Here is a 26,552-nt window from a genome sequence, read left to right on the forward strand (position 1 = left end):
GGGAGGGGATAGCTTATTGCCGTGTCTTCAAAAATCATTCCTCCCCTCTTGATGGGGGGAGGTCAGGAGGGGGTGAAGGCCGAAGGCCTGCCTTGCGGCTCGCTTCCCCAACCGGACAGCCGTGGAACAAGTCCGAGGGTGACCGCCTGGGGTGGATTTCCGGCAACGACTGCCAGGCGCGTTCAGTGCCGCAGCCTCACCTCGTCGAGGTTGGCGATCACGTAGTCGTAGTTGTTCAGCAGCCACAGCAGCGATTCGACCTTGGTCCGGTCCTCGTCGTGGACATTGCGCGTGAAGGTGCCGTAGGACCTGCCCTCGCTGTCCTTCACCACGGGCCCGTCGAAGGACTGCGGGTGCCAGGGACTGAGCGGCTTGTAGGGCGAGCCGTAGGCGCTGATCTTGTTCCAGATGGTGTCCCCGTCGTACTCCGAGCCGTAGGGGCTCAGCTTGTTCCAGACGGAGCGGCTGTCGAAGCGCGAGCAGTTGAGGCAGCCCAGGAAGACGCTGTGGTTCGCGCCGCCGTAGAGCAGGTACTCGGGCTCCGGGATCGGCGATTTGAACTGGGCCGCGGCCTCGCCCTGCAGGCCGCCGGCGAGCAGCAGCAGGACAGCGCCGGCCGCGGCCAGGCGGGCGAGGGCGCCCGAAAGCTTCGTGGATTCGAAGGCGATCATTCCGGTTCTCCGCAAACGGCTTGGCGGCGACGTAACTAAGTCGTGCCGGCGGGCGCGGCGGTTCACTATGACGGGAATAAAGGCGGCGGTGAAGAGGGCGTGGCCCGGTGTCACTTCCTCAGCCGACTGCCGTGGGATAAGCCCCGAAAAGTGCTTTGTAGGACGGTGGAGGAAATACCCATGGAGATTCATTCCCTGAGCTTGTCCTGCTATAGTGGCGAACAACGATGCAGGGCGGAAATCGAAAGAGCCTTGGCATACTTGTGGGGCTGCCAAACTCGATCGCGCAACCGGGTTCTGTACACATGATCTACTTATTTACGGCCTGTTTCTTCGCAGCCGGCTCTCTCTTGGGATTTCTCGCGAGCTGGCTGATCCTTTGGATGACGCCGGAGACGAAGCGGCCACGCGGAGCGTTGCGCTACACAGCCAGAGCTCTCATTCGCCTTGTCGGGGTTGGCGTGCTCTTGGCTCCCTTTCTCGTATTCTATGGCTACTTCGATCGCTGGGCAGAACTCTCCCGGACCGACAACATCTACGGGTGGTATGTCGTGGCTTGCTTTGTCATTTCTCTTGTCCCCAGCTTCGTTCTTGTTTGCCGCAAAGAGCGGCCCCCTCGGTAAGCCAGCGCAATCCAGAAGGCGAAAAGAAAAACGCCCGGCTCTCGTTAGAGAACCGGGCGTTTGTCGTTCGGAGACGTTCAGCCGCGCTTAGTGCAGCTTCTGCCCCAGATCCTTGATGGCCTGGTCGACCATGGCCTGGTCGCGCTGCGGGTCGACGCTCTCGCTCAGCAGCTTGGCGGTGGCCGCCATGGCGATGTCGACGGCCTGGACGCGCACGTCCTGCACCGCCTGGGTCTCGGCCTGCGCGATCTTCTCCAGGGCCGTCTTCTCGCGGCGGGCCAGAGTGGCCTTCAGGTCTTCGGCGGCCTGCTTGCTCAGCAGTTCGGCCTCGTGCCTGGCGCTGGCCTTCAGGTCCTCGGCCTCCTTGGCCGCGTCGCGTTGCTTGCGCTTGTATTCGGCCAGGGTCTTCTGCGCTTCCTCGCGCAGGCGCTGGGCCTCGTCGAGTTCCGCCTTGATGCGCTCGGCGCGGGCGTCGATGCCGTCCAGGATGGCGGTGCGCGCCTTCCAGACGATCAGGCCGACGAAGACGAAGAAGGCAATGGCGACCCAGAAGGTGGGATCGTAGAGAAGGGCACCCATCAGCGCTTGCCTCCCATCACCTCGGTCACGGCCCGGGCGATCTCCTGATCGCCGGCCTTGACGCCGATCAGCTTCTCGGTGGCCGCGGCCACGACCTCGTTGACCGTGCCCTCCAGGCTGGAAAGCGCTGCCGTCTTGGCCTCGGCGATGCGCGCCTCGGCTTCCTCGGTCTGCTTGGCCAGCTTGGCCGCCACTTCGCTGTTTTGGCGTTCCGCCTCGGCCTTCATCTCATCCTGGGCCTTCTGCAGCACGCTGTGCGCCGAAGCCTGGGCGTCGGCGCGCATCTTCTCGTACTCGGCCAGGATGGTCTCGGCCTCTTCCTTGAGGGCCGTGGCCTTCTTCAGGTCGTCGTCCAGCTTGCGCTGTCTTGCTTCCAGGACATCGGCGATGCGCGGCAGGGCGATGCGCCAGATGACCAGGTAGCAGGCGATAAAGGTGATCGCCAGCCAGATCAGCTGTGTCGGCCAGACGGCAGGATCGAGTTGGGGCATGGCCCGCGTCCTCTCACTCTGTCAGGGATGATGCCGGCGGGAAAAGCGGGTGCCGGCGGCTTTGCCGCCGCCGGCCGAGAGCTTTTCCGCGGTCGGCGCTTAGCCGAACAGGATGAGCAGCGCGATGACCAGCGCGAACAGCGCGATGGCTTCCACCAGCGCGAAGCCCAGCATGGTCATGGTGAAGACCTCGCCACGCGCCGCCGGATTGCGGCCGACCGCGACGATGAAGGACGAGAAGATGCTGCCGATGCCGATACCAGAGCCGATGACGCCGATAACGGCCAGGCCCGCGCCGATCACTTTCGCGGCTTCAAGTTCCATTGTTAAAGCTCCCTTTGACGTAAAAAGCTGAATGAGGGTTGTCGATGACGCTCCGGCCCGTCCTGTCGATCAGTGCAGGTGCAGCGCGTCGTTGATGTAGAGGCAGGTCAGGATGGCGAAGACGTAGGCCTGGAGGAAGGCGATAAGGATCTCCAGGCCGGTCAGCGCCACGACCAGCGCGAAGGGCAGAATGCCGAACACGCCGAGGACGCCGATGAAACCGGCGATGACCTTGAGCAGCGTGTGCCCGGCCAGCATGTTGGCGAAAAGACGGACGGAAAGGCTGATCGGACGCGAGAGGTAGGAGATCACCTCGATCGGGATCAGCAGCGGCCACATGGCGAGCGGCGCGCCCGGCGGCACGAAGAAGCTGAAGAAGTGCATGCCGTGCTTGGCGATGGCCAGGACGGTCACGCCGATGAAGACCATCGCCGCCAGGGCGAAGGTCACGATGATGTGGCTGGTGAAGGTGAAGCTGTAGGGCAGCATGCCGAGCAGGTTGCCGAACAGGATGAACATGAAGAGCGTAAAGATGATCGGGAAGTAGCGGCGGCCCTCGGCGCCGACGGTGTCCGATATCAGCCCCGCGATGAACTCGTAGGACATCTCGGCCAGGCTCTGCATGCGCCCGGGAACCAGGGCGCCGCGGCGCATGCCGAGGATCAGGAAAGCGGAGATCAGCACCAGCGCCGCGACCATCATCAGCGAGGAGTTGGTGAAGGCGAAAGTCCCGACCTCGCCGCCATGGCCGCCGGCCGGAAAGATGCTCTTGATCTCGAACTGTTCGAGGGGGCTGTGCCCGCCGCCGCCTTCAGCCATTATTTAAACCCTATCCGTCCCGACTATTCGTCTACGTCTCGCCCGCCAGGGGTCCGCTTGGAGGTTTCCTCCTCCGGCTTTTCAACCTTGCGGTAACCGACCTGACCGCCCAGTCCCCCGACAACCCGGAAAACGTTCATAAATCCCGCGGCCGCGCCGAGGACGAAAAACAGCAGCAGGAACCAGGGTTTGGTTCCCAGCCACCGATCGAGGAAGTAACCGATCGCCACGCCGACGATCAGCGCCGCAACGATCTCAACCCCGATCCGCATGGCGAAGGCCAGTCCTTGGCCCTGGTCCTCAGAGCCCGCCTTCGTCTTGCGCCGCTTGGCTTCCGCCGCACGGAGTTTCTCGTCCAGCTGTTCGAGGGATGACAAGGGACGGTCGTCTTTCATGAAGCGCCTTTACCCCCCTGCCCGGTGACCGTTCTCCCCAAGGATTACCCGTGGTCTGAGCTGAATTCGCGCGCACAGTATGAAGACTCCCCCCCTCTGTCAAGGCGAAGAAACCCCGGCCAAAGGCGGCGGAATCGCGCGGATTCGAAGGCTTTCGGCAAGTCCGGCGGGGGCGCCTCCCGGCCCCGTCGCTGCACTGCGGAAAAGTCCCGGAAAAAGACGCTCTTAGAGCCCTTACGCGCTCTCGCGCAGGTCCTCGGCGGCCTCCAGGTCGACCGAGACCAGCTGGCTGATGCCGCGCTCGGCCATGGTCACGCCGAACAGGCGGTTGACCCGGGCCATGGTCATGCGGTGGTGGGTGATGACCAGGAAGCGGGTGCCGGTGGCCTTCGTCAGCTCGTCAACCAGGGCGCAGAAGCGATCCACGTTGGCGTCGTCCAGCGGGGCGTCGACCTCGTCCAGCACGCAGATCGGTGCCGGATTGGTCATGAAGACGCCGAAAAGCAGGGCCAGCGCGGTCAGCGCCTGCTCGCCGCCCGACAGCAGGGACATGACCTGCAGGCGCTTGCCCGGCGGGCTGGCCATGATCTCCAGGCCCGCGGCCAGGGGATCTTCCGATTCGGTGAGCTTCAGATGGGCGCGGCCGCCGCCGAAGAGGCGCACGAAAAGCTCCTGGAAGTGGGTGTTCACCAGCTCGAAGGCCGCCAGCAGGCGCTCGCGCCCCTCGCGGTTCAGGCTGGCGATGCCCTGGCGCAGGCGGCTGATGGCGTTGATCAGGTCGCTGCGCTCCGACTGCATGCCGACGATCTGCTCGTCCAGCTCGCGGGCCTCCTGCTCGGCGCGCAGGTTGACCGCACCCAGGTTGTCGCGCTCGCGCAGCAGGCGGGCCAGCTTGGTCTCCACGTCCTCGCGCGGCGGCAGGTCCTGGCCTTCGGGGATCTCGGCCACCTGCAACACGTCGTCCAGGGCGCAGGACAGCTTCTCGCGCACCTTCTCGGTGACCGTGTCCAGGGTCTGGCGCGCCTGGGAGACCGCGCCCTCGGCGCGGATACGGTTCTCGCGGGCGTTGGTCAGGCGGGCTTCCTCGGCCTTCAGCGCCTTGTCGGCCTCGCTGAGGCGGGTCTCGCCGCTCGCCAGGGCGTCGGCGGCGCTGCGGCGGCGGGACTCGGCCGCGTCGATCAGCTCGGCCAGGGCGTCGCGCTTTTCCATCAGCGCCAGCGGCACGGCCGCCAGTTTCTCGATCTCCGCCTCGGTGGCGGCGCGGCGCTCCTCCAGCTCGGCCAGGTGGGTCTTGGCTTCCTCGCCGCGGCGCGCCCAGGACTGGAACTCGGTCCCGATGTCCATCAGGCGGCGGCCGCGGGCCTCGGCCTCGCGGCGCAACTGGTCCAGGCGACCCTGGCGCTCCACCAGGGCGCTGCGGGCGGCGGCCAGTTCCTCGCGCAGCTCGTCGGCGCGCTGGTGCTCCAGGTTCAGGTCGGGCAGGCCGGCTTGTTCCTCGCGGGCCTGGGCCAGGGTGCCCTCGTTCTCCTCCACGTCGCCGCCCAGGCGGGCCAGGGATTCGTCCAGGGCGGCCAGGCGCGAGGCCACGGCCCCGGCGCGCTGGGCCAGCTCGCCGTGCTGCTTGCGGGCGGCGTTCACCGCCTCGAAGGCCTCGCCCTCGGCGGCACGGGCGGCGCGCTCGGCACCGGCGGCCTGCTCGACGGCGGCCTCCAGTTCGCCGTGGTCGGCGCTGGCGCGGGCGGTGTGGCGTTCGACGTCTTCCAGGCCGGCGCGCAGCTCGACGACGCGGTTGCGCTGGGCCATGCGCTGGGCGGCGGCGGTCGGGGCCTCGGCGCGGGCGGTGAAGCCGTCCCAGCGCCACAGGTCGCCTTCCCTGGTCACCAGGCGCTGGCCGGGCTGCAGCTGGGCCTGCAGGCGCTGGCCGGCCTCGCGGTCGGTCACCACGCCGATCTGCGAGAGGCGGCGGTCGAGGGCGGAGGGCCCGCGCACCACGCCGCTCAGCGGCTCGGCGCCATAGGGCAGAGCGGGCACGCTGGCCAGGGGCGCCAGGGCCTGCCAGTGCACCGGCGCCGCCTCGTCGGCGGGAACCGTCAGGTCGTCGCCCAGGGCCGCGCCCAGGGCCGCCTCATAGCCCGGCGTCACGGTGACGGCGTCGACCACCGGCGGCCACATGTCGGCTTCGGCCGGCTCCAGCAGGGCGGTCAGGGCCGCGATCTCGGCTTCCAGCTTGGCTTGCGCCGCTTCCTGCTCGCGCAGCTTGCCGCGCGACTCGGCCTCGCGGTTGCGCGCCTCGGCGGTGGTCTCGGAGGCCGCGCTGCTGGCCGCGCGGGCCTGCTCCAGGCGCTGTTCGGCGGCGGCCAGGGCGTCGGCGGCGGACTGCAGCGCGGTCTCGGCCACGGTTTCGCGCTCCACCGCCTCGCGCTGGGCCCGGGCCTCCTCGCGCTGCCGGCGCAGGCGCTCCAGGCGCTGGGTCAGTTCGTCGATGCGGCGGGTCAGGGCGTTGGCGCGGGCCTCGTCCTCGGCGATCTTCTTGGTGACGGCGGAGAGCGCCTGTTCCCGCTCCTCGGCCTTGGCGGCGGCGGTGGCGCGCTCGCCCTCGGCTTCGGCCAGGGCTTCCTGCTCGCCCTCGGCGGCGGTGTTGAGGTCGCTGCGTTCCTGCGCCAGGCGCTGCTGGGCCGCCTCGGCGTCGCCGGCCAGGGCTTCGGCACGCGACTTGTCGCCCATCAGCTGGGCCAGGCGTTCCTCGGCGCGGGCCTTGCCCTCGGCGGCCTGGGCCTCCTCCCGGTCCAGGGCGTCGCGGTCGACCTTCAGGCGCTGCAGGGCCGCGGCGGCCTCGGCCTCGGTCTCGCGCAGCCCCGGCAGGGCGCTGGCCGCCTCGGCCTGCTCGGTGGATCTGGCCGCGGCGGCTTCGGTGGCCGTGGCGACGGCCTTCTCGGCCTCGCCGAAGGCTTCCTCAGCGCGGGCGAGGGCGGCCTTGGCCTCTTCGCCCTCCAGGTGCAGGACGATGGCCTCGGAGCGGCGGATCTGGTCGTTGACGTTGCGGTAGCGGGTCGCCTGGCGGGCCTGCTTCTTCAGGCCCTGGAGCTGCGACTCCAGGGTGGAGATGACGTCGTCCAGGCGCTCCAGGTTGGTTTCCGCGGCGCGCAGGCGCAGCTCGGCCTCGTGGCGGCGCGAATGCAGACCGGTGATGCCTGCGGCCTCTTCCAGCAGATGGCGGCGGTCCTGCGGCTTGGAATTGATGATGGCGCCGATGCGGCCCTGGCTGACCAGGGCGGTGGAGTGGGCGCCGGTGGCCGCGTCGGCGAAGAGCAGCTGCACGTCGCGGGCGCGCACCTCCTTGCCGTTGACCCGGTAGGTGGAGCCGGAGCCGCGCTCGATGCGGCGCACCACCTCGATCTCGTCGAATTCGTTGAACATGGCCGGCGCCTTGCGCTGGGTGTTGTCCAGCACCAGGGTCACGTCGGCGACGTTGCGGGCGGGGCGGTTGGAGCTGCCGGCGAAGATGACGTCGTCCATCTCCTTGCCGCGCATGCGCTTGGCCGAGGTCTCGCCCATGGCCCAGCGCAGGGCCTCGACGAGGTTGGACTTGCCGCAGCCGTTGGGACCGACGACGCCTGTTATGCCCGGCTCGATGTCCAGTTCGGTGGCATCGACAAAGGATTTAAACCCGCTCAAGCGAAGCTTGGTGAACTGCACCACGCCTGGCTATACCCCCCGTACCGTCATAACAAATCGTCCTATTCCACCGTGCCGCCGGCTCAGGAGGCCTTCGCCGATGCCTGTTCCAGTGCTGCGTTGAACTCGTCGTAGGGCATGGCCCCTTGCACCAGCGTGCCGTTGACCACAAAGCTCGGAGTCGAGGCAATGCTGTATCGGTCGCGGCCGTCGGTTTGTTTCTCCAGGATGCGGGTGATCTGCGCCTCGTCGTTGGTGCAGGCCTCGAAGGCGTCGGGGCTGATCCCGGCCAGGGCGGCGAGCTGCTGCAGCGCCTTCAGCGGGTCGTCGCTGTGGGCCCAGCGTTCCTGGTTCTTGAACAACACGTCGAGGAAGCCGAAGAAGGCGTCGCCCTCGATGCAGTCGGCTGCCGCGGCGGCGCGCAGCGCCAGCTGGTCCAGCGGGTAGTGGCGGTACACCAGGCGCGCGCGCCCGGCGTCGATCCACTCCGACTTGACCTGCGGCAGGGTGTTCTTGTGGAAGTTGGCGCAGTGCGGGCAGGTCAGCGAGGAGTATTCCAGGATCGTGACCGGCGCCTCGGCGCTGCCCAGGATGCGGTCGTCATCGAACAGCGGCTCGCCGCCGTCGTTGGCGGCCAGGGTCATGACGCCTTCCTGGGACGCCGCGGAGCCCGGCAGCGGGGTCTGCGGCGCGCGCAGCCAGTAGGCGCCGCCCGCAGCGGCACCAGCGGCGACGACCCCAAGACCGATCAGAATGTTCCGTCTATTCATAGCTCTACCTACCAGATGTTGTGCATGCTAGAGGGGCGTTTCGGATTCCACAAGCGCCCTTTTCCGGGCAAAATCGCAGTCGGCGCCGCGTTTCCGCCGTGTCGCCCGACCTGCTCTATGTGGTCTTACAAGCGGCGGAATCTACGGATTTTTTGCGCTTCTGTCGCGCCTGCCTTTGAGCGAGCGGCCGAGGCCTTCCAGGGCCGCGCGCAGCTCCGGGTCTTCGACTGTGGATAGTTTCTCGGCCAGGCTCTCGTCGAGGCGCGCCGGAGGCGCCTCCCGAGTCTGCCTGCGGCGTTCGGCGCCGGCGTCGCGCAGGGGGGGTAGCGGGCCCTGCTGCAGCACCAGGCGGGTGACGGCGCGGTAGCCGAAATAGCCGTTGATGCGCTCCAGCATCAGCGGTTCCAGGTGCTGCACCTCCAGGGCCCAGCCCGGCGCCACCCGCAGGGTCAGGCGGCCGTCGACGGCCTCTCCGGCCTTGGGAAAGCGCAGCTGGCGCGGCCGGCACTGGGCCGCCAGGTCGCGCCCGACGATGGCCGGCCACTGGCGGGCGAGGTCGGCGCCGGTCAGGCCGCGGCGCGCGAAGGCGCGCTTGGTCACGGCGGTCAGGCTGCTGCCCAGGGCACGCAGGCCATAGCCGCCGCGCCGGCGGTCGCCGGCGGAGCCGTTACGCTGGGATGAGGAGTCAGACACTGGGACCGTCCCCTGGCAATTGTACCGGTGACAAAAGCCTGCTTTGCGGTGGTTTCCGGGGCCATTATAGAGAAGGACATGGCCCCTGTCGCACCTACAAAGGCGCAAGCTCGCGAAGATCACACGGCGCCGGTCGACCCCGGGGCCGCGCTGCTGGCCTGGTACGACCGCCATGCCCGCGCCCTGCCATGGCGCAGCCCGCCGGGGGCGCCGCCCCCTGATCCCTACCGGGTCTGGCTCAGCGAGATCATGCTGCAGCAGACCACGGTGGTGACGGTGGGGCCCTACTTCGCCGACTTCCTGACGCGCTGGCCGAGCGTCGAGGCCCTGGCCGCCGCGCCGCTGGACGACGTGCTGACCGCCTGGGCCGGGCTCGGCTACTACGCCCGGGCGCGCAACCTGCACCGCTGCGCTCAGGTCGTGGCGGGCGAGCTGGGCGGCGTCTTCCCCGGCAGCGAAGGGGAACTCCGCAAACTGCCCGGCATCGGCCCCTACACCGCCGCCGCCATCGCCGCCATCGCCTTCGGGCGGCGCGCCGTGGTGGTCGACGGCAACGTGGAGCGGGTGGTCTCCCGCCTCTTCAAGGTCGAGACGCCGCTGCCCGCGGCCAAGCCGGAACTGACCCGCCTGGCCGACAGCTTGACCCCCGACGACCGCGCCGGCGACTTCGCCCAGGCGATGATGGACCTGGGCGCCACGGTCTGCCTGCCGCGCGGGCCCAAGTGCCTGCTCTGCCCCTTGGAATCGCGCTGTGAAGCCAAGGCGGCGGGCCTGGAGCAGGCGCTGCCGCGTCGCCTGCCCAAGGCGGCCAAGCCGACCCGCCACGCGGTGGCCTTCTGGCTGCAGGCGCCCGACGGCGCGCTGCTGCTGCGCCGCCGCCCCGAGAAGGGCCTGCTGGGCGGCATGATGGAGGTGCCCTCGACCGACTGGCGCGACAGCCCCTGGCAGCAGAAGGACGCCCGCGCCGCCGCGCCGCTGGCGGCCGTCGCCCTTGCCGGGGACTGGCGGGAACTGCCGGGCCTGGTGCGCCACACCTTCACCCATTTCCATTTCGAGGTGACGGTCTGGGCCGGGCAGGCGGCGGAGGCTGCTGACACGGAGGGCCGTTGGGTGGCGCTGGACGCGCTGGCCGACGAGGCCCTGCCCACGGTGATGCGCAAGATCATCGACCACGGCCTGGTCCAGAGCGCGACAGCAGATGACTGACTCCGTCGCCTCTACGAACGAAGCGCTGGCCGAGACAAAAGGGCTGCTGCTCGGCTTCGTCGGCGTGGCGGTCTTCAGCCTCACCCTGCCGGTGACGCGCCTGGCCATGGCCGACAGCGACCCGGTGGTCTTCGGCCTGGGGCGCTCCCTGCTGGCCGGGGTGGTGGCCGCCGCGATCCTGCTGGCGACCCGCCAGCGCCTGCCGCAAGGGCGCGAGTGGCGCGCCCTGGCGGTGGTCTCCGCCGGCGTGATCTTCGGCTTCCCGCTGCTCTCCGCCTGGGGCATGCAGCGGGTGCCGGCGGCCCACGGTGGCGTGGTGCTGGGCATCCTGCCGCTGGCGACGGTGGCGGCCGGCGCGGTGCTGCTGCGCGAGCGGCCCTCGCTCGGCTTCTGGCTGGTCTCGCTTCTCGGCGGCGCGGCGGTGGTGACCTTCTCGCTGCTGCGCGGCGGCGGCAGCTTGGGTGTCGGGCATCTGGCCCTGCTCGGCTCCGTGGCCTGCGCGGCGGTGGGCTACGCCGAGGGCGCGCGCCTGACCCGCAGCCTGGGCGGCTGGCAGGTCATCTGCTGGGCGCTGGTGCTCTCCTTCCCGCTTCTGCTCATTCCGGTGGTGCCGGCCGCCCTGGCCCACGGCCTGCCCGGCTCGCCGCAGAGCTGGGCCGCCTTCCTCTACGTGGCACTGTTCAGCCAGCTCTTCGGCTTCTTCGCCTGGAACCGGGGCCTCGCCATGGGCGGCGTGGCGCGGGTCAGCCAGGTGCAGCTTCTGCAGACCTTCCTCACCATCGCCGCCTCGTCCCTGCTGCTGGGCGAGGCCGTCGACGCGATGACCCTGGGCTTCGCCGTCTTCGTGGTGGCCAGCGTGGCGCTCGGCCGGCGTATGCCGGTGCGGCGCTAGCTCACGCCGAGCAGCCGCGCGCTTCGATCGGCCAGAGGTCGACCAGTTCCTCGCCCCTGACACAGTGATAGAAGTCGAAGAAGTTGATGGTGGGGTCGCAGTGCGGCACCACCAGCCCCACCAGGTCGCCGGGCTTTAAAGGCGCGCTGCCCGGGGGCAGAGTGAGTTCGCCGAACTCGTCGCCGCTGCAGCGGTAGGTCGTGCCCTCGGGCGCGCCGAAGGCGACGGCGGGCGCCGGGCCGTCCATGGAAAGCACCTTGGAGCCGGCGTCGATGGTGGCGAAGCCGTCCCGGTTGGCGCTGACCACGCGGGCGTAGACGAAAAGGCCGTCGCGGAAGCGCCGGGTCCCGTCGCCGGTCAGGTCGACGGCGTCGTATTCCACGTCTGAGACGATGTAGGAGCCGACCTGCAGTTCGTTCAGCACCCCGCTGGCGGGGTCGAGGGCGTGGGTGCCGGTGCCGCCGCCGCTGACGATGGGGCAGGGGTGGTCCGCTGCTTCCAGGCGGTCGCGCACCGCGGCCAGCAGGCCGAGGCTCATGGCCGAGGCGCGGCGGCGTTCCTCGAAGTCGGCGATGTGCTGCACATGGCCGGCATAGCCCTGCACCCCCTTGAGGGTCAGCGCCGGCGCCTCGGCGATGATCCCGGCCAGCAGCAGGGCGGCATCGGCGTCGCGCACGCCCGTGCGTTCCTGTCCCACGTCGACGTCGATCAGGATGTCCAGCGTGATACCGGCCGCGGCGGCGGCCGCCGCCCGCTCGCGCAGGGTGCCGGGGTTGGTGGCCACCAGCATCAGCTCGGCGCAGTTTCGGGCCAGCGTCATCAGCCGCGCGATGCGCCGCGCGCCCACCACCGGCGAGGTCAGCAGAAGGCGGTCCAGCCCGGCCTCCGCCAGCGCCTCGGCCTCGGCCAGCTTGGCGCAGCAGAGGCCCAGCGCGCCTTGCTCCATCTGCAGCCGGCCGATGGCCGCGCACTTGTGGGTCTTGGCGTGGGGGCGCAGGGCGATGCCCTGGCTCTTGGCCCAGGCCGTCATGGCGGCGAGGTTGGCCTCCAGCGCGTCGAGGTCGAGCACCAGGGCGGGGGTGGAGAGTTCCAGGCGGCTGCCCAGGCGGTTCAGGAGGTCGCGGTCGAGAGGTGGCTGCGGCATGAAGGAGATATCTCAAGGCTGTGGCAAGCGGTGATGCAGCCTATCGCAGAGCCGGGCAGGCGGAGAAGAGGCCTTTCCTTCCCCTTATGGAAAGCACGGCCGAGAGCCGGCCCGTGACGCCCGCCGAGGCAAGGGAATAGATGATACCCGCGGAGTGTCTGTTCCCTAAGGGCCAGATGTGTGTGGAGGCGTGCATTGTGAAAAAATCGAAAAGCGGACTTCTCGCGGCGCCCACGCTCACCGGAGCGCTCGTCGCGATCGGCGTGCTGTCCGCCATGGGCCCGGCCCAGGCCGGAGGCTGGGACAAGCATCACTGGGGCAAGCACCGCGGCTACGGCGGCCATCACCACTACCGCCACGCTCACTATCGGCACGGTCACTACCGGCATCACAGGTACCACCGCCGTCATCGCGGCCATGACGACGATACCCTGATTATCGGCGGCATCCTCGGCGGCGTGCTTCTGGGCAGTGCCCTGTCGCAGCCGCGGCCGGCGCCGCCCTATCGCTACGACTACTACGCCCCGCCGCCTCCGGATTTCTGTGAACAGGACCAGGTCTATCGCTACCTGCCCGACGGCCGCATCCAGTGGGGCACCCGGACCCGCTGCTACTAGTTCACCAAAAAGGATGGCGGAAATGCCGCCAGCCCATCGAGGTCGAGCACCAGGGCGGGGGTGGAGAGTTCCAGGCGGCGGCCTGGACTGTTCACGGGGCCGCGGTTAAGGGACGGCCGGGATATCCGGGGAGACCTGGCTGCAGAAGGAACGGGCAGGCCGCATGGCGGAGTTTCCGTCTTCTGCGCAGCCCGCCCGTTTCCTCCCCGGGGCCTGCCTGGCCCCTATCCGAATTCCAGATTGATCACGCCGTTCAGCTCCGACCAGTTGTCGATGGTGCCGTCGCCGATACCGGCGAGCGTCAGGACATCGCCGTTGTCGAGGGTGACGGTGACGTCGGTGCCGTCATCGGCCACCATGCTGTCGTTCAGGTCGCCGCAATCGTTGACCACGCCGGCGCATGCCGGTCAGGTAAAACTCCTGGTGCCGGCGGTGCTAATCTCAATCTTCGACATTCCCAACTTCTCGTCTCATGCGAAGGGCGGGCCGCCAATCCAGCCGACCAGGGATCGGCGCAGGCCCCGCATTACCGGCGTTACCCGGTGCAGGATAAAGGCTGGAAAGGCAATCATCGCGCCCTGCTCGTGCAGCATGGCGGTCGGCCGGCCGTCGGTGGTGATTTGGAGGACACCGCCGTCGTAGTCCTCCGGATCACTGAGCTGAACGACGAAACTCAGCTTGCGTATCCGGTTCTCCCCCCGCCCTATGTCGAGGTGCCAGCCGTAGTGGTCTTCGGGGCCGTAGCAGCCAAGCTGCAGCGGTTCGGTAAAGCCCGCCAGCTTGAGGTGGAAAAAGCGGTTGTTTACCGCGTCCAGCCGCTTGCGCAGTTGCTCGAAGAGCCAGCTTGTCTCTTCGCTTTGGCCGATCCAGGCAACGCGGCCGTCGCGCCGCCGCGGTTCAATCCGGCCGCCGTCGATCGTGGCGCGTTTGGTCTCTCCGCCCAGGGCGACGATCCTGGCACATTGATCGGGTGTGAAGACGCGCTTGATCCCTACGAAGGTGGCCCACTCATCGTGCGGAACGAAGCTGTCACGGAGATCCTGGGTCGGGTCGCTCACTTTTCCTTCCGTCATCCCGTCAGCGGCTCGCCGCGCCCTGGGGTTCGTCACCCGAATTCGAGGTTGACGACGGTCTGCAACTCCGACCAGGTGTCGATGGTGCCATCGCCGATACCGGCGAGCGTCAGGGCATCGCCGTTGTCGAAGGTGACGGTGACGTCGGTGCCGTCATCGGCCACCATGCTGTCGTTCAGGTCGCTAGGCATAGTGACGACACCGTCGCTGTCGACCAGCTCCAGGACGTCGTTGGCATCCAGGGCCACGTCGACGATGGTGTCGTTGCCGCTGCCGGCGTTGTTGCCGCCGCCGGTATCGGATTCGAAGTTGTAGATGAACCGGTCGTCGCCGCTGCCGCCCTCGATCGTATCGTCGCCGAAGTCACCGTCGATGGTGTCGTCGCCGGAGCCGCCATAGATCAGGTCGTTCCCACCTACGTCTGCGGCAGTGTCATCGCCGTCGATCAGGTCGTTGCCGGCGCCGCCGTAGATGGTGTCGTTGCCGTCCGGCGAGGTGTTGTCGGAATCGCCGAAGATGGTGTCGTCGCCGCCCTCGCCATAGATCAGGTCGTTGTTGGAGCCGCCGTAAAGCAGGTCCGCGTCGCCGCCGACGAGGTCGCCGTCGTCGCCGTAGATGGTGTCCGCCAGGATGCCACTGCGGACGATGTCCAGGCCGTTGCCGCCGTAGATCAGGTCTTCGCCGTCGTTGCCGGTAATGGAGTCGTTGTCATCGCCGCCGTCAATGGTGTCGTTGCCGGAATCGCCTTCGATGGTGTCGTTGCCCGCCTCGCCGTAGATCAGGTCGCTGCCGCCTACGTCTGCGGCAGAGTCGTCGCCGTCGATCAGGTCATTGCCGGCGCCGCCGTAGATGGTGTCCTCGCCGTCGGGCGAGGTGTTGTCGGAATCGCCGAAGATGGTGTCGTCGCCGCCCTCGCCATAGATCAGGTCGTTGTTGGAGCCGCCATAAAGCAGGTCCGCGTCGCCGCCGGCGAGGTCGCCGTCGTCGCCGTAGATGATGTCCGCCAGGATGCCACTGCGGACGATGTCCATGCCGTTGCCGCCGTAGATCAGGTCTTCGCCGTCTTCGCCGAAGATGGAGTCGTTGTCGTCGCCGCCGTCGATGGTATCGTCGCCGCTGTCGCCCCGGATGGTGTCGTTGCCGGCCTCGCCGTAGATCAGGTCGGCCTGACCCGCATCCGCAGCCTCGTCGTCGCCGTCGATGAGGTCGTTGCCGGCGCCGCCGTAAATGGTGTCCTCGCCGTCGGGCGAGGTGTTGTCGGAGTCACCGAAGATGGTGTCGTCGCCGCCCTCGCCGTAGAGCAGGTCGTTGTTGGAGCCGCCGAGGATGAAGTCGGCATCGCCGCCGACGAGATCGCCGTCGTCGCCGTAGATGATGTCGGGAAGAATGCTGCCGTCGAGGTAGTCCAGGCCGTTGCCGCCGTAGAGCAGGTCCGCGCCGTCTTCGCCGAAGATGGAGTCGTTGTCGTCGCCGCCGTCGATGGTATCGTCGCCGCTGTCGCCCCGGATGGTGTCGTTGCCGGCCTCACCGAAGATCAGGTCGGCCTGACCCGCATCCGCAGCCTCGTCGTCGCCGTCGATCAGGTCGTTGCCGGCGCCGCCGTAAATGGTGTCCTCGCCGTCGGGCGAGGTGTTGTCGGAGTCACCGAAGATGGTGTCGTCGCCGCCTTCGCCGTAGAGGACGTCATTGTTGGAGCCGCCGAGGATGAAATCGGCATCGCCGCCGACGAGGTCGCCGTCGTCGCCGTAGATGATGTCGGGAAGAATGTTGCCGTCGAGGAAGTCCAGGCCGTTGCCGCCGTAGAGCAGGTCCGCGCCGTCTTCGCCGAAGATGGAGTCGTTGTCGTCGCCGCCGTCGATGGTATCGTCGCCGCTGTCGCCCCGGATGGTGTCGTTACCCGCCTCGCCGTAGATCAGGTCGGCCTGACCCGCATCCGCAGCCTCGTCATCGCCGTCGATGAGGTCGTTGCCGGCGCCGCCATAGATGGTGTCCTCGCCGTCGGGCGAGGTGTTGTCGGAGTCACCGAAGATGGTGTCGTCGCCGCCCTCGCCGTAGAGGACGTCATTGTTGGAACCGCCGAGGATGAAGTCGGCATCGCCGCCGACGAGATCGCCGTCGTCGCCGTAGATGATGTCGGGAAGAATGTTACCGTCGAGGAAGTCCAGGCCGTTGCCGCCGTAGAGCACGTCCGCGCCGTCTTCGCCGAAGATGGAATCGTTGTCGTCCCCGCCGTCGATGGTATCGTCGCCGTCCTGACCCCGGATGGTGTCGTTGCCCGCGTCGCCGTAGAGCAGGTCGGCAAAGCCCGGGTCTCCGGAAGAGGGGTCGTCGCCATAGACCAGGTCGTTGCCGCTGCCGCCGTAGATGGTGTCGGCCCCGTTGGGCAGAGAGAAGTCGGCATCGCCCACCAGGGTGTCGTTGCCGCCCTCGCCCCAGATCACGTCGTCGCCGATGCTGCCGTAGAGCACGTCGTCGTCGCCGCCGATATTGTCGCCGTCGTCGCCGTAGATCGTGTCGGCATCGAAGCTGCCGTCGACGGTGTCAAGGCCGTTGCCGCCATAGATCAGGTCCATGCCCATGAACCCGTCGATGGTGTCGTTGCCGTCGCCGCCGTCGATGGTGTCGTCGCCGTCGCCGCCTTCTATAGTGTCGTCGCCTGCGTCGCCGTAGAGCAGGTCGAGGCCGTTCTCTCCGAAGATCTTATCGTTGTCGTCACCGCCGTAGGCCGTGTCGTCGCCGCTGCCGGCCTCGATTGTGTCGTCACCTTCGTCGCCGTAGAGCAGGTCGTTGCCGCCGAAATCGACCAGTCCGTCGTCGGCGATGATCGAATCGTTGCCGCTGCCGCCGTAGATCAGGTCGTTGCCGCTGCGGGTGGCGCCGCCGTCGTCGCCGTAGATCGTGTCGTTGCCGGCCCCGCCGTCGAGGGTGTCGTCGCCGTCGGCATCCACAGAGGGGTCGTCGCCGTAGATCAGGTCGTCGCCGCCCTCGCCGTAGGCGCGGTCGTTGCCGAGGCCGCCGTTAAGCGTATCCGCGGCGCCCAGGCCGTCGCCGTTGTCGCCGTAGAGCAGGTCGTTGCCGTCGTTGCCGAAGACCTGGTCGCTGTCGGCGCCGCCGTAGACGCTGTCCGCGCCTTCGTTGCCGGCGACACTGTCGTCGCCTTCGTCGCCGTAGGCCTGGTCGTCGCCGGTGTTGCCTTCCACCGAGTCGTTGCCCGTGCCGCCCAGCAGGTAGTCGCCGCCGGCCCCGCCATAGAGGCCGTCGTCGCCGGCGCCGCCGTAGAGGAAGTCGTTGTGGTCGTTCAGGTAGGGAATGGGTGCGAGGTAGTCCGCCTCCGATCCGCCGTAGATCGAATCGCTGCCGTCACCCCCCAGCAGGACGTCGGGCCCGCCATAGCCTTCCAGCATCTCGCCGCCGTCGCCCGCCTGCAGGAAATCCTGGCCGGGCAGGGGATCGGGGTTGTCCTGGCCCGGGTTTAGGTCGTCGTTCACGGGGTCCGAGGGGTTGGGGTCTACCAGCGTCGTGTCATTGAGAGCGCCATCGGTGGGTATGGTGTTCGTCGTCCAGTCGGTCTGATCGTCGTCATCGTCCAGGTCGACCCGCGAGAAGACGAGGTGCCCTTCGGTCAACTGGCCGTAGAAGGTCTCGAAGTTGAAGCCCGGCAGCTGCGAGCCGAAGCCGTCGGGCGAGCCCGAGAAGTCGGGGTCGGCCAGGGCCGCGAGCTCCGCCTGCGTCAGGTTGGCCGCGAAGCTGTCCAGCGTCTGGTCGCCGTCGATGTCCTCGCCCGCGCGGTAGACGAGGTTGACGGCGATGGGTTCCGTCGTGTCGTCGCCCAGGTCCCAGAAGGTCGCGTCCGCGATCGTAAAGCCGTCGACCACATTGCCGGCGGCGTCGAAGACCCGCACGATGATGTCTTCCTCCCCGGGCGTGCCCTCGTCGTCGGCCAGCTGGTAGAAGACGATGAAGCCGCCGGCGGGAATCGTAACGCCGCCGGGCACGTCGAAGGTCACCAGCACGCCGTCCGGATTGAGGATCTGGATTTTCAGGTCGTCGGTCGTCGTGGCGGCGGCGGAGGTGTTGTGCAGCTCGATGAAGCTGTACTCGGGCAGCTTCTGGGCCTGGGCCGTCTCCGGCTCTTCGTCCGGGGAGGCGCCCGGCAGGCCCGGGATGTCCAGCGGCACGCGCAGGCCGATCTCGTTGATGATCAGCGGCGGCGGCGGGAACTGCGGCAGGATCGGGTCCGGTTCCACGGCGATAAGCCCGAACTCCAGCTCCACCGGAGGGATCACACCCTGCGCGGCCAGCAGATCGAGAATGTTACCCAGATTGTCATCGTAGGTGGAGCCGCCGCCACCGATCGCGCCCGGCCCGGCGGCCACGTCGTCCAGCCCCGTGCTGTCGCCCTGCAGGGCGAGAGCCTGAGCGACCAGGAGGTCGGCGGCAACATCGATTCCGGCGATCCGGAACGTCGGGGCGTCGCCGGACTCGGCGGCCTGCACCATGCCGAGGAAGACGACCTGGCTGTCCGGCACGGCATCGCCGTCGTCGTCGAAGGAGATGACGAAGTCATTGCCCCGCACCGCGACCTGGGCGCTGGCCGGCGGGAAATCCAGGATATAGGTCTGTCCCGGGAGTGACTGGATCTCGACCGTCCGGCCGGAGGCCGGGCGCCCGATGACCACCGCTTCACCTGCCTGGCCGGTCAGAGAGGCCGCTTCAAAGCCGCCGATCCCGGCAGGCTCTGTGACGGCATCGTCCTTCGCCACAGTGTCGACAGGGCTGGTGACACCAAGCTCATGGTAGTCGGCCATGCTTGTCTCCCGAATACAGTACAGACCCCCGGGAAACACTTCTATCTGAAGTAGAACTCGACCTGAGTTCCAGTTTCAGTTTGGCCATGTCCTACGACGGGCGCAAGATGAGCTTTTATGAATATGACTTAATATTGTATGAGTTCTTATTTTTCATAGTATAGAAATAGCAATTATAAGATTTTACTTAACCTATGGGTGCGTGCAGTCGCCTCGGCGTTTCCCGGCAAAGAAAAGCGGGCGGCCCTGGGGAGGACCGCCCGCAGTCGCTCGCGGGACGAGCGTCCGGAGGAAAGGCGGGAGGATTCTAGTCGGCCGGCCGGCGCAGCAGCGGGCGCTTCGGTTCTTCGGGTTGCCTGGGGGCCAGGCGCTGCGGGCGCACTTGGTGCTCCATGCTGCTGCGTTGCTTGCGCAGCCGGAAGATGTTGGCCGAGTCGAGCTGCGACGGTCTGACGGGCCGCGCCGCGGCGGGCTGGGCGGTCAACGGCAGCGGGGCGGGCGGCGCGACACCGACGGCGGGCAGCTCGGTGTAGCTGCTCTGGGCGCTGTTGTTGGTTTCGTCGGACTCCACGACGTCGCCGCCGGCATCGACCTCGGCGTCGAAGACAAAGGTCCCCGGCGTCCAGGGGATGGCGTTCCAGAAGGTGAGGTCATGGTTGAAGGCCTCGCCCGGCTCCAGGGCCGGCACGTCGATCACCGCCCGGTTGGGGAAGGCAGGGTCGACATAGGCGCCCATGCCCGGCGCCTCGGGGCAGCCGCCGTCGGCCTGGCCAAACCTTGTGCAGTTGATGGTCAGCTGGCTGGGGCCGGCGGCCGTGGTGCCGCTGTTCAGGACGCCCACGGAGGCGTTCATGGGGAAGTTCAGCTGCGGGACCAGGTCGGGCTGGGCGAGGGCCTGGCCGGCGCCGGCGGCGAGCGAGACCGCGGTGCAGAGGCTGGCGGCGGCGAACAGGCCGAGAGAAAGGCGCTTGGCCATGATGAGTTCCTCTTGCGAAAGGTGTCTGCATCATGGGTCGCGCCCACCACGCGTTTGGTTCAAAGGAATCCGCGGGTCTCCTACGTAAACGAACAGTCAGTTGCGATCCGCGCGGCCCTCGGCTATCCATCGTTCGCATAAGAACGAATCCAACAATTCCGCCGGTGGCGCTTCCGCCTGCTGGCATCCTTGGGGGGAAAATCCATGATCGACAGCGGCAATACCGCCTGGATTCTCACGTCCACGGCCCTGGTTCTGCTGATGACCCTGCCGGGCCTGGCGCTGTTCTACGCCGGTCTGGTGCAGTCCAAGAACGTGCTCTCGGTGCTGATGCACTGCATCACCATCGCCGCCCTGGCCTCCGTCTTCTGGGTGGTCTGCGGCTACTCGCTGGCCTTCGAGGCGGGCAACGCCCTGATCGGCGGGCTTTCGAAGGTCCTGCTGTTCGGGGTCGGGCGCGACAGCGCGGTGGAGGGGACGGGCCTGCCCGAGACCGTCTTCATCATGTTCCAGATGACCTTCGCCATCATCACTCCGGCGCTGATCGTCGGCGCCTTCGTGGAGCGCATCCGCTTCGGCGCCGTCATGGCCTTCTCGCCGCTGTGGCTGCTGCTGGTCTACGTGCCCGTGACCCACTGGGTCTGGGGCGGCGGCTGGCTCGCCGAAATGGGCGTCATGGACTATGCCGGCGGCATCGTGGTGCATGTGACGGCCGGCGTCTCGGCGCTGGTGATCGCCGCCATGCTGGGCGCGCGCGACGGCTTCCCGCGGTCCATCCGTCCGCCCCACGCGCCCTGGATGGTCATGGTCGGCGCCTCCCTGCTGTGGGTCGGCTGGTTCGGCTTCAACGCCGGCTCGGCGCTGGGGGCGGGCACGGACGCCGGCATGGCCATGCTGGTGACCCACCTCTCCGCCGCCGTCGCCTCGCTGGTCTGGCTGGTCATCGAAACGGTGAAGTTCGGCAAGCCCAGCCTGGTCGGCTTCGTCACCGGCACCATCGCCGGCCTGGCGACCATCACTCCGGCCTCCGGCTTCGTCGGCCCCCTGGGCGGCCTGCTGCTGGGGCTGGCCGGCGGCGTCGTCTGCTACGTCGCCGTCGACCTGGTGAAGCACCGCTTCAAGATCGACGATTCCCTCGACGTGCTGGCGGTGCACGGCGTCGGCGGCGCCACCGGCAGCCTGCTGGTCGCCTTCCTGGCGCTGCTGCCCGGCGGCACCGGCGTCAATGTCGACGGCGGCGCGGTCAGCCAGTTCCTGGTGCAGCTGGCCGGGGTCGCCGCCGCCATCGTGTGGAGCGCTGTCGCCACCTTCGTCATGGTCAAGGCCATCACGATGACCATCGGCCTGCGCGTCGGCAAGGAGCAGGAGATCGAGGGCCTGGACTTCACCGCCCACGGCGAGACGGCCTACAACCCGTAAGAACGAAAAGCCCCGCGACCGGGGATACAAGGTAGGGAGCAAGCCATGAAGTACATCACGGCGATCATTCAACCGCACCGCCTGGACAAGGTGCGTGAGGCCCTGGGCGCCATCGGCGTGCACGGCATGACGGCCAGCGACGTCTACGGCTACGGCCGCCAGAAGGGCCACACCGAGGTCTATCGCGGCGCCGAGTACGAGATCAACTACGTCCCCAAGATCAAGATCGAGATCGCGGTGGGCGACGACCAGGCCGAGGCCGTGGTCGAGGCGGTCACCGAGGCCGCGCGCAGCGGCAAGATCGGCGACGGCAAGATCTTCGTCTTCGACCTGGGCGAGGCGCGCCGCATCCGCACCGGCGAGGCCGGCAACGACGCGCTGTAGCTGAAGACGCCGGCGGGGCGGCGCTGCGGCGTCTGCGGAAGATTGGGCCCGCGCCAGGCGGCGCGGGCCCTCCCTCGGACCTTTGCGGTCTAGTCGACGGATCCGCCGCCGAAGCCCTTGCCGTCGTCCGACGTTGCGAAGCCGTCGTCCGAGCCGCTGTCGCTCATCTCGCCTCCGCCGCCGTAGCCGGAGCCGTCGTCGACCTCCGCGCTGTCGAGCGCCGCAGGGCTGCCGACGTTGGGATTGGCGGCGGCCGGGGCGTCGCCCGGCAGGACACCGCCGCCATAGCCTTCACCGTCCTCGCTTTCCGGAAGGCCCGCCGCGGGGGCGGTCTCCTGAATCGAGGCCACCAGGAACCCTTCGCCGAAATCGCCGCCGCCCTGTCCCAGGGCGCCGGAGCCGGCAGAAGCCGCAGTCCCGGCCGGCAGGATGTCTGGCTCGATATCGCCACCGCCGAAGCCGGTGCCGTCGGTGTCGTTCTCGAAGATCATCGCAAGCATGTCCATTCCACTCGCAACAGGTGTTGAAGGGGCCGCGTCGCCGGAGAGCGCCACCTCCAGATCGACGAGGCGCAGACCGTGGCTCGACAATTCCTGCCACTTGTCCGTGAAGCTCTGCCAAGAGGCATTGACCCACAGATAGTAGCTGTCGCTACCCGGCCTCCAGATGCCGGAATAGCGCCATTGGCCGTTGATGTTGGTTCGCACGATCTTGACGAGCCGCAGGTTCTGCTGAGCGAGCTGTTGCCATTTGCTGACAAAGCTCGACCAGGAGGCGTTGACCCAGAGGTAGTGCGCCCCCGTGCCCTGGCGCCACACGCCGGTGTAGCGGTAGGCATTGCCGATCTTGCGGATCTCGATGTCGACGAGGCGCAGGTTCCTGGCGGAGAGAGTCTGCCATTTGCTGACGAAGCTCTTCCATGAGGCGTTGACCCACAGATAGTAGGGATCGTTGCCGCCCCGCCAAACGCCGGAATACCGCCAGTTCGACCCGATCTGCTTGATCTCGATATCGACCAGCCTCAGGTTCTGTTGGGCCAGCTGCTGCCACTTGTTGACGAAGCTGGTCCACGAGGCGTTGACCCAGAGGTAGTAGGGGTCGTTGCCTTGGCGCCAGACGCCGGAGTAGACGTATCCGCTGCCGCGCTTGGAGATCTCGAAATCGGTCAGCCTGAGGTTCTGCTGGCCGAGCTGCTGCCATTTGGCGACGAAGTTGGCCCAGGAGGCGTTGACCCAGAGATAATGCTTGTCGTTGCCGGCCCGCCAGACTCCGGTATAGCGGTCCTTGGGCTTGATCACCCGGTCCAGCATCTGTTTGAGATTGGGTCGTCTGCCGATCCTCTGGGTTCTTGGCCTGCCGGGCGCGTCGGTCTGGGGGGAGCCGGTCGCGCGCAGCAGGTTGATGGCGCCTACGGGCGTCAGCATCGACTGGCCGTTCGCCTTCAGCGCCCCGTTCACACAGGCGAGCGCAGCGGTGACGATGGGGCTCGCGCTGGAGGTTCCGCTGAAGCTGTCCGTGTAGTGGCGATCGGGATTCGCACCACCCTGAAGGCTGCCGTAGCCGGTGGTGGTGACCTCCCGGCCCCAACCCTGGGCGTCGACCCGGCGTCCGTAGTTGGAGAAGCCGAGCCGCGACCGGTCCGGTCCGTGGTTGTTCCCGTGGGTTCCAGGCGGTGGCGCGCCCGCCCCGACCACCACGGCTCTCGACGAGGTGTTGGCGGGGTTCAACGGGTTCCGCCAAGTCGGCGGGAACCCGGCCGGCCGCTGATCATAGAGCGCGTCGTCGAAGTTCTCGGCGCCGTTGCCTGCCGCTTCGACGACGATGACCCCCTTGCCGGTCGCATAGCGGATGGCGGCATAGTCATCGGGCCACCACTCGATGGCGATGTAGCCGCGCTGGTCGTTGCGGCTCTGGTAATTGAAGCGTGGACCGGGGCGATGGATCTCCAGCAGCATGACATCGCCGGCCTGCAGCTTGTCGGCGGCCTTGCGGATCGCCGTCGCGCTGGGCATCGAGAACGCGACCGCGCCGATCCGCGCTTTCGGCGCGATGCCGGTGATCCCGAAGGAATTGATGTCGCCGCTGATCTCACCCAGCACCGCCGTGCCGTGGTCCGTGCTCGAGCTGCCCGAACCCGCGAGAATGCCGTCCTGGTTGACCTTGAGGTCCTCGTGGCTGAAGCGCCAGCCCCATTCCAGGTCGATGACGCGGATGTTCTCGCCGCGCCCGCCGGGAAAGCGCCAGGCGTAGAAGGCGTCGACGCCCTCCGGGGCTGCATTGAGATAGCCCTGCCGCGCCACGTAGTTCGGCGTCGCCGCCGGCGGTTCGCCCGCTGCGGGCTGCATGTCATTGAGCGCCACCAGGTCCTGGTCCGCCTCCACAACCATCTGTTCCACTGCCGCCGGGGCCTCCGACGGCGGCTTGACATAGGCCGCCACGACGCCTTGCTCCTTTTCGAGCTGGTCGCGCAGCTTGTCGATCTTCTTGTCCGGGGCGGCGACGTGGAAGTACTCGGTCGCGCCCTGGTCGGACAGGGCAGCTTCCGGTGTCGCCTCGCCGCCGTCGCCGTCGAACAGCGGTTCGAGCTTCGCCCCGGCATCGGAGATCAGCTTCGCGATGCCGCTGCCTGCACCGCTCGCCATCGCGGCGGGGGCCTGGCTGCGTTCCATGATCACGATCAGTTCCCTCGGCGACTGCGCTTGCCGCGGGCTCTTCTTGGGGGTTTGGGGGGAGTTGGTCATCTTCGGTTCCTCATAACGCTACGTTGAACACGCGACCGGGCAGTAGATTCTTGACGGTTGGATCTGGATGCACCGGCCGTTCTCGATGAACCGGATCTCTCACCTCTTGAGAGATCCTAACGTCCGATTGCCGGCCAAGAGGCGAAGAGCCCCAATGGACAAACGACCCCGGATCGGGCTGCTGCTTTAAACCCTGTCAAGAAATGGCGCTTGCCAAGAAGCGCGTGCTTCCGTCTTCTCGCCGATGGGGCTGGCGGAAGTCTGATACCCTGCAGGCTAGCGCGGTCTGTGCCGGCTGTGGATGGCGCTTAGGGGTAGCGGGCGATGGCAAAGGGCTTAGCCGCCGCCGCGAAAGGGCCGGGCGCGCGCACGCGGCGACGCCTTTTTCTCGTACGCGGCGGGTAGGCCGAGACCATGGTCGAGGCGGTCACCGAGGCCGCGAGCAGCGGCAAGATCGGCGATGGCAAGATCTTCGTCTGGGATCTCGGCGACGCGCGCCGCATCCGCACCGGCGAGGCCGGCAACGACGCGCTGTAAGGAACGGGCTGAGGGGCGGCGCTGTGCTCTATCAGTTCATCGTCTTGGGCAAGCTGGAGCGCAGCTTCTGGCGTAGCACGTCGAAGTGGGGCCCTCTATGGCGCCCAGACGTTCCTTTTTGACAACATGGTCAGGCCGCAGCGGCGGCGACAGCAAGTCGAACGACAAGAACCGGTAAAGCCATGCCAATGCGTCGGGCTGTCCGCCTCTACGACGCTTGGAGGTTGGCCTGCGCGGTGGACGAAAACCGCTTCCGATATTCCCCTGGGCTGATGGCGTAGGTTTTCCGGAAATGGTAGCGCATCACCTCCGGGCTCTGAAAGCCGACTGAATATCCGATTTGCTCGACTGTCAGATCAGTCGTCTCCAGCAGGATGCATGACTTTGCGATCCGCTCTTGGGTAAGCCACTGCATTGCGGGTACCCCAGTGAAAGCCAAGAACTTCCGCTGAAAGGTGCGTGATGACATTCCCGCGATTCGCGCCATCGACGCGATGTCGTAGTCCGTCCCAAGACTCTGTCGGACGGAGTCCATGAACTCGGAAAGCCGATGGTTCGACCCACTCGTCGGCAAGGGCTGTTCGATAAACTGAGCCTGTCCTCCCTGCCGAAAGGTGTGCATGACCAATCGGCGGGCCACCGAATTCGCGATCCGTGTCCCGTAGTCGCACCGGACGATGTGAAGACAGGCGTCTATTCCGGCCGAACTTCCGGCAGACGTGACGATGTCGCCGTTGTCCACATACAGGTTGTTCGGCAGCACTTCGACATCAGGAAAGCGCTCCTGCAAATCGCGAACGTATCTCCAGTGCGTCGTGGCCTGACGACCGTCCAACAGACCCGCTGCAGCTAAGACATAGACCCCGGAACAGATCGACAGCAGGCGGGCTCCACGACGATGGGCGGAACTGACCAATTCACAGAGGCGATCCGGAACTGGCATGTCCTTTCCCCGCCAGCCTGGGATCACCACAATTTCAGCGTTGTCAAAATCCTTCTGTGTCCCATCCGTGGTTGCGACCAGACCCCCAGCCACCCGTATCATACCCCCTTCCGGGGCGTAAGACACAAAGCTGTATAGATCCGGTCCGATCTCGGGTCGCTTGAGGCCAAATACCTCAGAGACAATGCCGTACTCGAAGGTGCAAAGGCCGTCATAGACAAGTGCCACAACACTGCGCGGCGCGGCACTCAGATCATCGGCTGTCATTTTTTGCTGCGGAATTGGCACTGGGCAGGGCTGGCATGATTTCAACATATAGGGTTTTCTTGCCAACACATCAACGGAGAATGTGGATATGCACCCAAACCCATTGCCTGACCTTCTTGAAGCCGTTCAGCTCTATTTCGACTCGCTCTACCACTGCGACACGAAGATGCTGAATCAGGTCTTCCATGAGTCCTCCAGTCTGTTCGACGCGGACAATGGCAAGCTCTTTGTCGAGCCGATCGAGAGCTTCAGCAACGACGTCGGCGGCCGGACGTCGCCCGCCAGTAGGAGCCAGGAGCGTGAGGACGAGATCCTCTTGGTCGACTTCCTCTCACCGATCAGCGCCACGGTGAAGATCAGGCTGCGCGCGCATCAGAACGTTTTCGTCGACCACCTCGGCTTCGTGAAGACGGAGGACGGCTGGAAGATCGTCTCGAAAATCTGGCATCTCGAGAAGATCGTCGAGATCGACGGATGACCCACCAGCTCTCGGTTGTCGAAGGGC

Annotated in this window: 23 protein-coding genes; 7 read left to right on the forward strand and 16 right to left on the reverse strand. The window is 67.2% G+C overall.

Annotated features, from left to right (window positions below):
* Positions 1 to 182: 182 nt before the first annotated feature.
* From H7X47_RS04330 to H7X47_RS04370, 9 genes are all read right to left on the reverse strand, one after another.
* The gene (locus H7X47_RS04330) at positions 183 to 671 is read right to left on the reverse strand and encodes a hypothetical protein (protein WP_193367350.1); all 489 of its coding nucleotides are present in this window, start codon (positions 669 to 671) and stop codon (positions 183 to 185) included.
* A gap of 710 nt (positions 672 to 1,381) precedes the next feature.
* Positions 1,382 to 1,873, reverse strand: a complete 492-nt coding sequence (locus H7X47_RS04335; RefSeq protein WP_193367351.1) for a F0F1 ATP synthase subunit B family protein — start codon at positions 1,871 to 1,873, stop codon at positions 1,382 to 1,384.
* Positions 1,873 to 2,364 (reverse strand): F0F1 ATP synthase subunit B family protein, encoded by a 492-nt coding sequence (locus H7X47_RS04340; protein WP_193367352.1) that lies wholly within the window; start codon positions 2,362 to 2,364, stop codon positions 1,873 to 1,875. Before H7X47_RS04340 ends, H7X47_RS04335 begins: the two co-directional genes overlap by 1 nt.
* A gap of 99 nt (positions 2,365 to 2,463) precedes the next feature.
* Positions 2,464 to 2,688, reverse strand: a complete 225-nt coding sequence (locus H7X47_RS04345; RefSeq protein WP_193367353.1) for an ATP synthase subunit C-like protein — start codon at positions 2,686 to 2,688, stop codon at positions 2,464 to 2,466.
* 69 nt (positions 2,689 to 2,757) lie between these two features.
* Positions 2,758 to 3,507, reverse strand: coding sequence for a F0F1 ATP synthase subunit A (locus H7X47_RS04350; RefSeq protein ID WP_193367354.1), 750 nt, complete (start codon positions 3,505 to 3,507; stop codon positions 2,758 to 2,760).
* Between the two features lie 23 nt (positions 3,508 to 3,530).
* Positions 3,531 to 3,902: an AtpZ/AtpI family protein gene (locus H7X47_RS04355; protein ID WP_193367355.1), complete on the reverse strand. Its 372-nt coding sequence runs from the start codon at positions 3,900 to 3,902 to the stop codon at positions 3,531 to 3,533.
* Between the two features lie 234 nt (positions 3,903 to 4,136).
* Positions 4,137 to 7,601 (reverse strand): chromosome segregation protein SMC, encoded by a 3,465-nt coding sequence (gene smc, locus H7X47_RS04360; protein ID WP_319633525.1) that lies wholly within the window; start codon positions 7,599 to 7,601, stop codon positions 4,137 to 4,139.
* A 59-nt stretch (positions 7,602 to 7,660) separates the two neighbouring features.
* Positions 7,661 to 8,347: a DsbA family protein gene (locus H7X47_RS04365; protein ID WP_193367356.1), complete on the reverse strand. Its 687-nt coding sequence runs from the start codon at positions 8,345 to 8,347 to the stop codon at positions 7,661 to 7,663.
* 141 nt (positions 8,348 to 8,488) lie between these two features.
* Positions 8,489 to 9,040: a DUF721 domain-containing protein gene (locus H7X47_RS04370; RefSeq protein ID WP_193367357.1), complete on the reverse strand. Its 552-nt coding sequence runs from the start codon at positions 9,038 to 9,040 to the stop codon at positions 8,489 to 8,491.
* 78 nt (positions 9,041 to 9,118) lie between these two features.
* Here H7X47_RS04370 and mutY point away from each other — a divergent pair, with 78 nt between their 5' ends.
* Together mutY and H7X47_RS04380 are read left to right on the forward strand one after the other, a co-directional pair.
* Positions 9,119 to 10,246 carry an A/G-specific adenine glycosylase gene (gene mutY, locus H7X47_RS04375; RefSeq protein ID WP_193367358.1) on the forward strand — a complete coding sequence of 376 codons (1,128 nt, stop codon included), beginning with the start codon at positions 9,119 to 9,121 and terminating at the stop codon, positions 10,244 to 10,246.
* Positions 10,239 to 11,138 (forward strand): DMT family transporter, encoded by a 900-nt coding sequence (locus tag H7X47_RS04380; protein WP_193367359.1) that lies wholly within the window; start codon positions 10,239 to 10,241, stop codon positions 11,136 to 11,138. The genes mutY and H7X47_RS04380 overlap by 8 nt, the downstream gene beginning before the upstream one ends.
* A 1-nt stretch (position 11,139) precedes the next feature.
* On the opposite strand, the gene H7X47_RS04385 is transcribed toward H7X47_RS04380, so the two are convergent.
* Positions 11,140 to 12,282 carry a DSD1 family PLP-dependent enzyme gene (locus H7X47_RS04385; RefSeq protein ID WP_193367360.1) on the reverse strand — a complete coding sequence of 381 codons (1,143 nt, stop codon included), beginning with the start codon at positions 12,280 to 12,282 and terminating at the stop codon, positions 11,140 to 11,142.
* Positions 12,283 to 12,545: 263 nt separating this feature from the next.
* Between H7X47_RS04385 and H7X47_RS04390 the strand changes: the two genes are divergently transcribed.
* Entirely contained in the window at positions 12,546 to 12,899 is a 354-nt protein-coding gene (locus H7X47_RS04390; RefSeq protein WP_193367361.1) for a hypothetical protein, read from the forward strand.
* 224 nt (positions 12,900 to 13,123) lie between these two features.
* On the opposite strand, the gene H7X47_RS04395 is transcribed toward H7X47_RS04390, so the two are convergent.
* The 4 genes from H7X47_RS04395 to H7X47_RS04410 all read right to left on the reverse strand — a co-directional run bounded on the left by H7X47_RS04395 (position 13,124) and on the right by H7X47_RS04410 (position 19,756).
* The gene (locus tag H7X47_RS04395; protein ID WP_193367362.1) at positions 13,124 to 13,291 is read right to left on the reverse strand and encodes a hypothetical protein; all 168 of its coding nucleotides are present in this window, start codon (positions 13,289 to 13,291) and stop codon (positions 13,124 to 13,126) included.
* Positions 13,292 to 13,369: 78 nt separating this feature from the next.
* Positions 13,370 to 13,957 carry a 2OG-Fe(II) oxygenase gene (locus H7X47_RS04400; RefSeq protein ID WP_193367363.1) on the reverse strand — a complete coding sequence of 196 codons (588 nt, stop codon included), beginning with the start codon at positions 13,955 to 13,957 and terminating at the stop codon, positions 13,370 to 13,372.
* A 47-nt stretch (positions 13,958 to 14,004) separates the two neighbouring features.
* Positions 14,005 to 18,780, reverse strand: coding sequence for a calcium-binding protein (locus H7X47_RS04405; protein ID WP_193367364.1), 4,776 nt, complete (start codon positions 18,778 to 18,780; stop codon positions 14,005 to 14,007).
* A 307-nt stretch (positions 18,781 to 19,087) separates the two neighbouring features.
* On the reverse strand, positions 19,088 to 19,756 hold the full coding sequence (locus H7X47_RS04410) for a CARDB domain-containing protein (RefSeq protein ID WP_193367365.1): 669 nt from the start codon (positions 19,754 to 19,756) through the stop codon (positions 19,088 to 19,090).
* Between the two features lie 204 nt (positions 19,757 to 19,960).
* On the opposite strand from H7X47_RS04410, the gene H7X47_RS04415 reads away from it, so the two are divergent.
* On the forward strand, positions 19,961 to 21,175 hold the full coding sequence (locus H7X47_RS04415) for an ammonium transporter (protein WP_193367366.1): 1,215 nt from the start codon (positions 19,961 to 19,963) through the stop codon (positions 21,173 to 21,175).
* Positions 21,176 to 21,220: 45 nt separating this feature from the next.
* Entirely contained in the window at positions 21,221 to 21,559 is a 339-nt protein-coding gene (locus H7X47_RS04420) for a P-II family nitrogen regulator (protein WP_193367367.1), read from the forward strand.
* Positions 21,560 to 21,648: 89 nt separating this feature from the next.
* Here the strand turns inward: H7X47_RS04420 and H7X47_RS04425 are convergent, their stop codons facing one another.
* Positions 21,649 to 24,300, reverse strand: coding sequence for a S8 family serine peptidase (locus H7X47_RS04425; protein WP_193367368.1), 2,652 nt, complete (start codon positions 24,298 to 24,300; stop codon positions 21,649 to 21,651).
* Positions 24,301 to 24,714: 414 nt separating this feature from the next.
* On the opposite strand from H7X47_RS04425, the gene H7X47_RS04430 reads away from it, so the two are divergent.
* Positions 24,715 to 24,837: a P-II family nitrogen regulator gene (locus tag H7X47_RS04430; RefSeq protein WP_193367369.1), complete on the forward strand. Its 123-nt coding sequence runs from the start codon at positions 24,715 to 24,717 to the stop codon at positions 24,835 to 24,837.
* 208 nt (positions 24,838 to 25,045) lie between these two features.
* Here H7X47_RS04430 and ftrA read toward each other — a convergent pair whose 3' ends face one another.
* Complete coding sequence (ftrA, locus tag H7X47_RS04435) at positions 25,046 to 26,047, reverse strand: transcriptional regulator FtrA (protein ID WP_193367370.1); 1,002 nt, start codon at positions 26,045 to 26,047, stop codon at positions 25,046 to 25,048.
* Between the two features lie 103 nt (positions 26,048 to 26,150).
* Between ftrA and H7X47_RS04440 the strand changes: the two genes are divergently transcribed.
* Positions 26,151 to 26,525, forward strand: coding sequence for a nuclear transport factor 2 family protein (locus tag H7X47_RS04440; protein ID WP_227010146.1), 375 nt, complete (start codon positions 26,151 to 26,153; stop codon positions 26,523 to 26,525).
* Positions 26,526 to 26,552 lie beyond the last annotated feature (27 nt).

It is taken from the genome of Pelagibius marinus, assembly GCF_014925385.1.
Taxonomy (GTDB): domain Bacteria; phylum Pseudomonadota; class Alphaproteobacteria; order Kiloniellales; family Kiloniellaceae; genus Pelagibius; species Pelagibius marinus.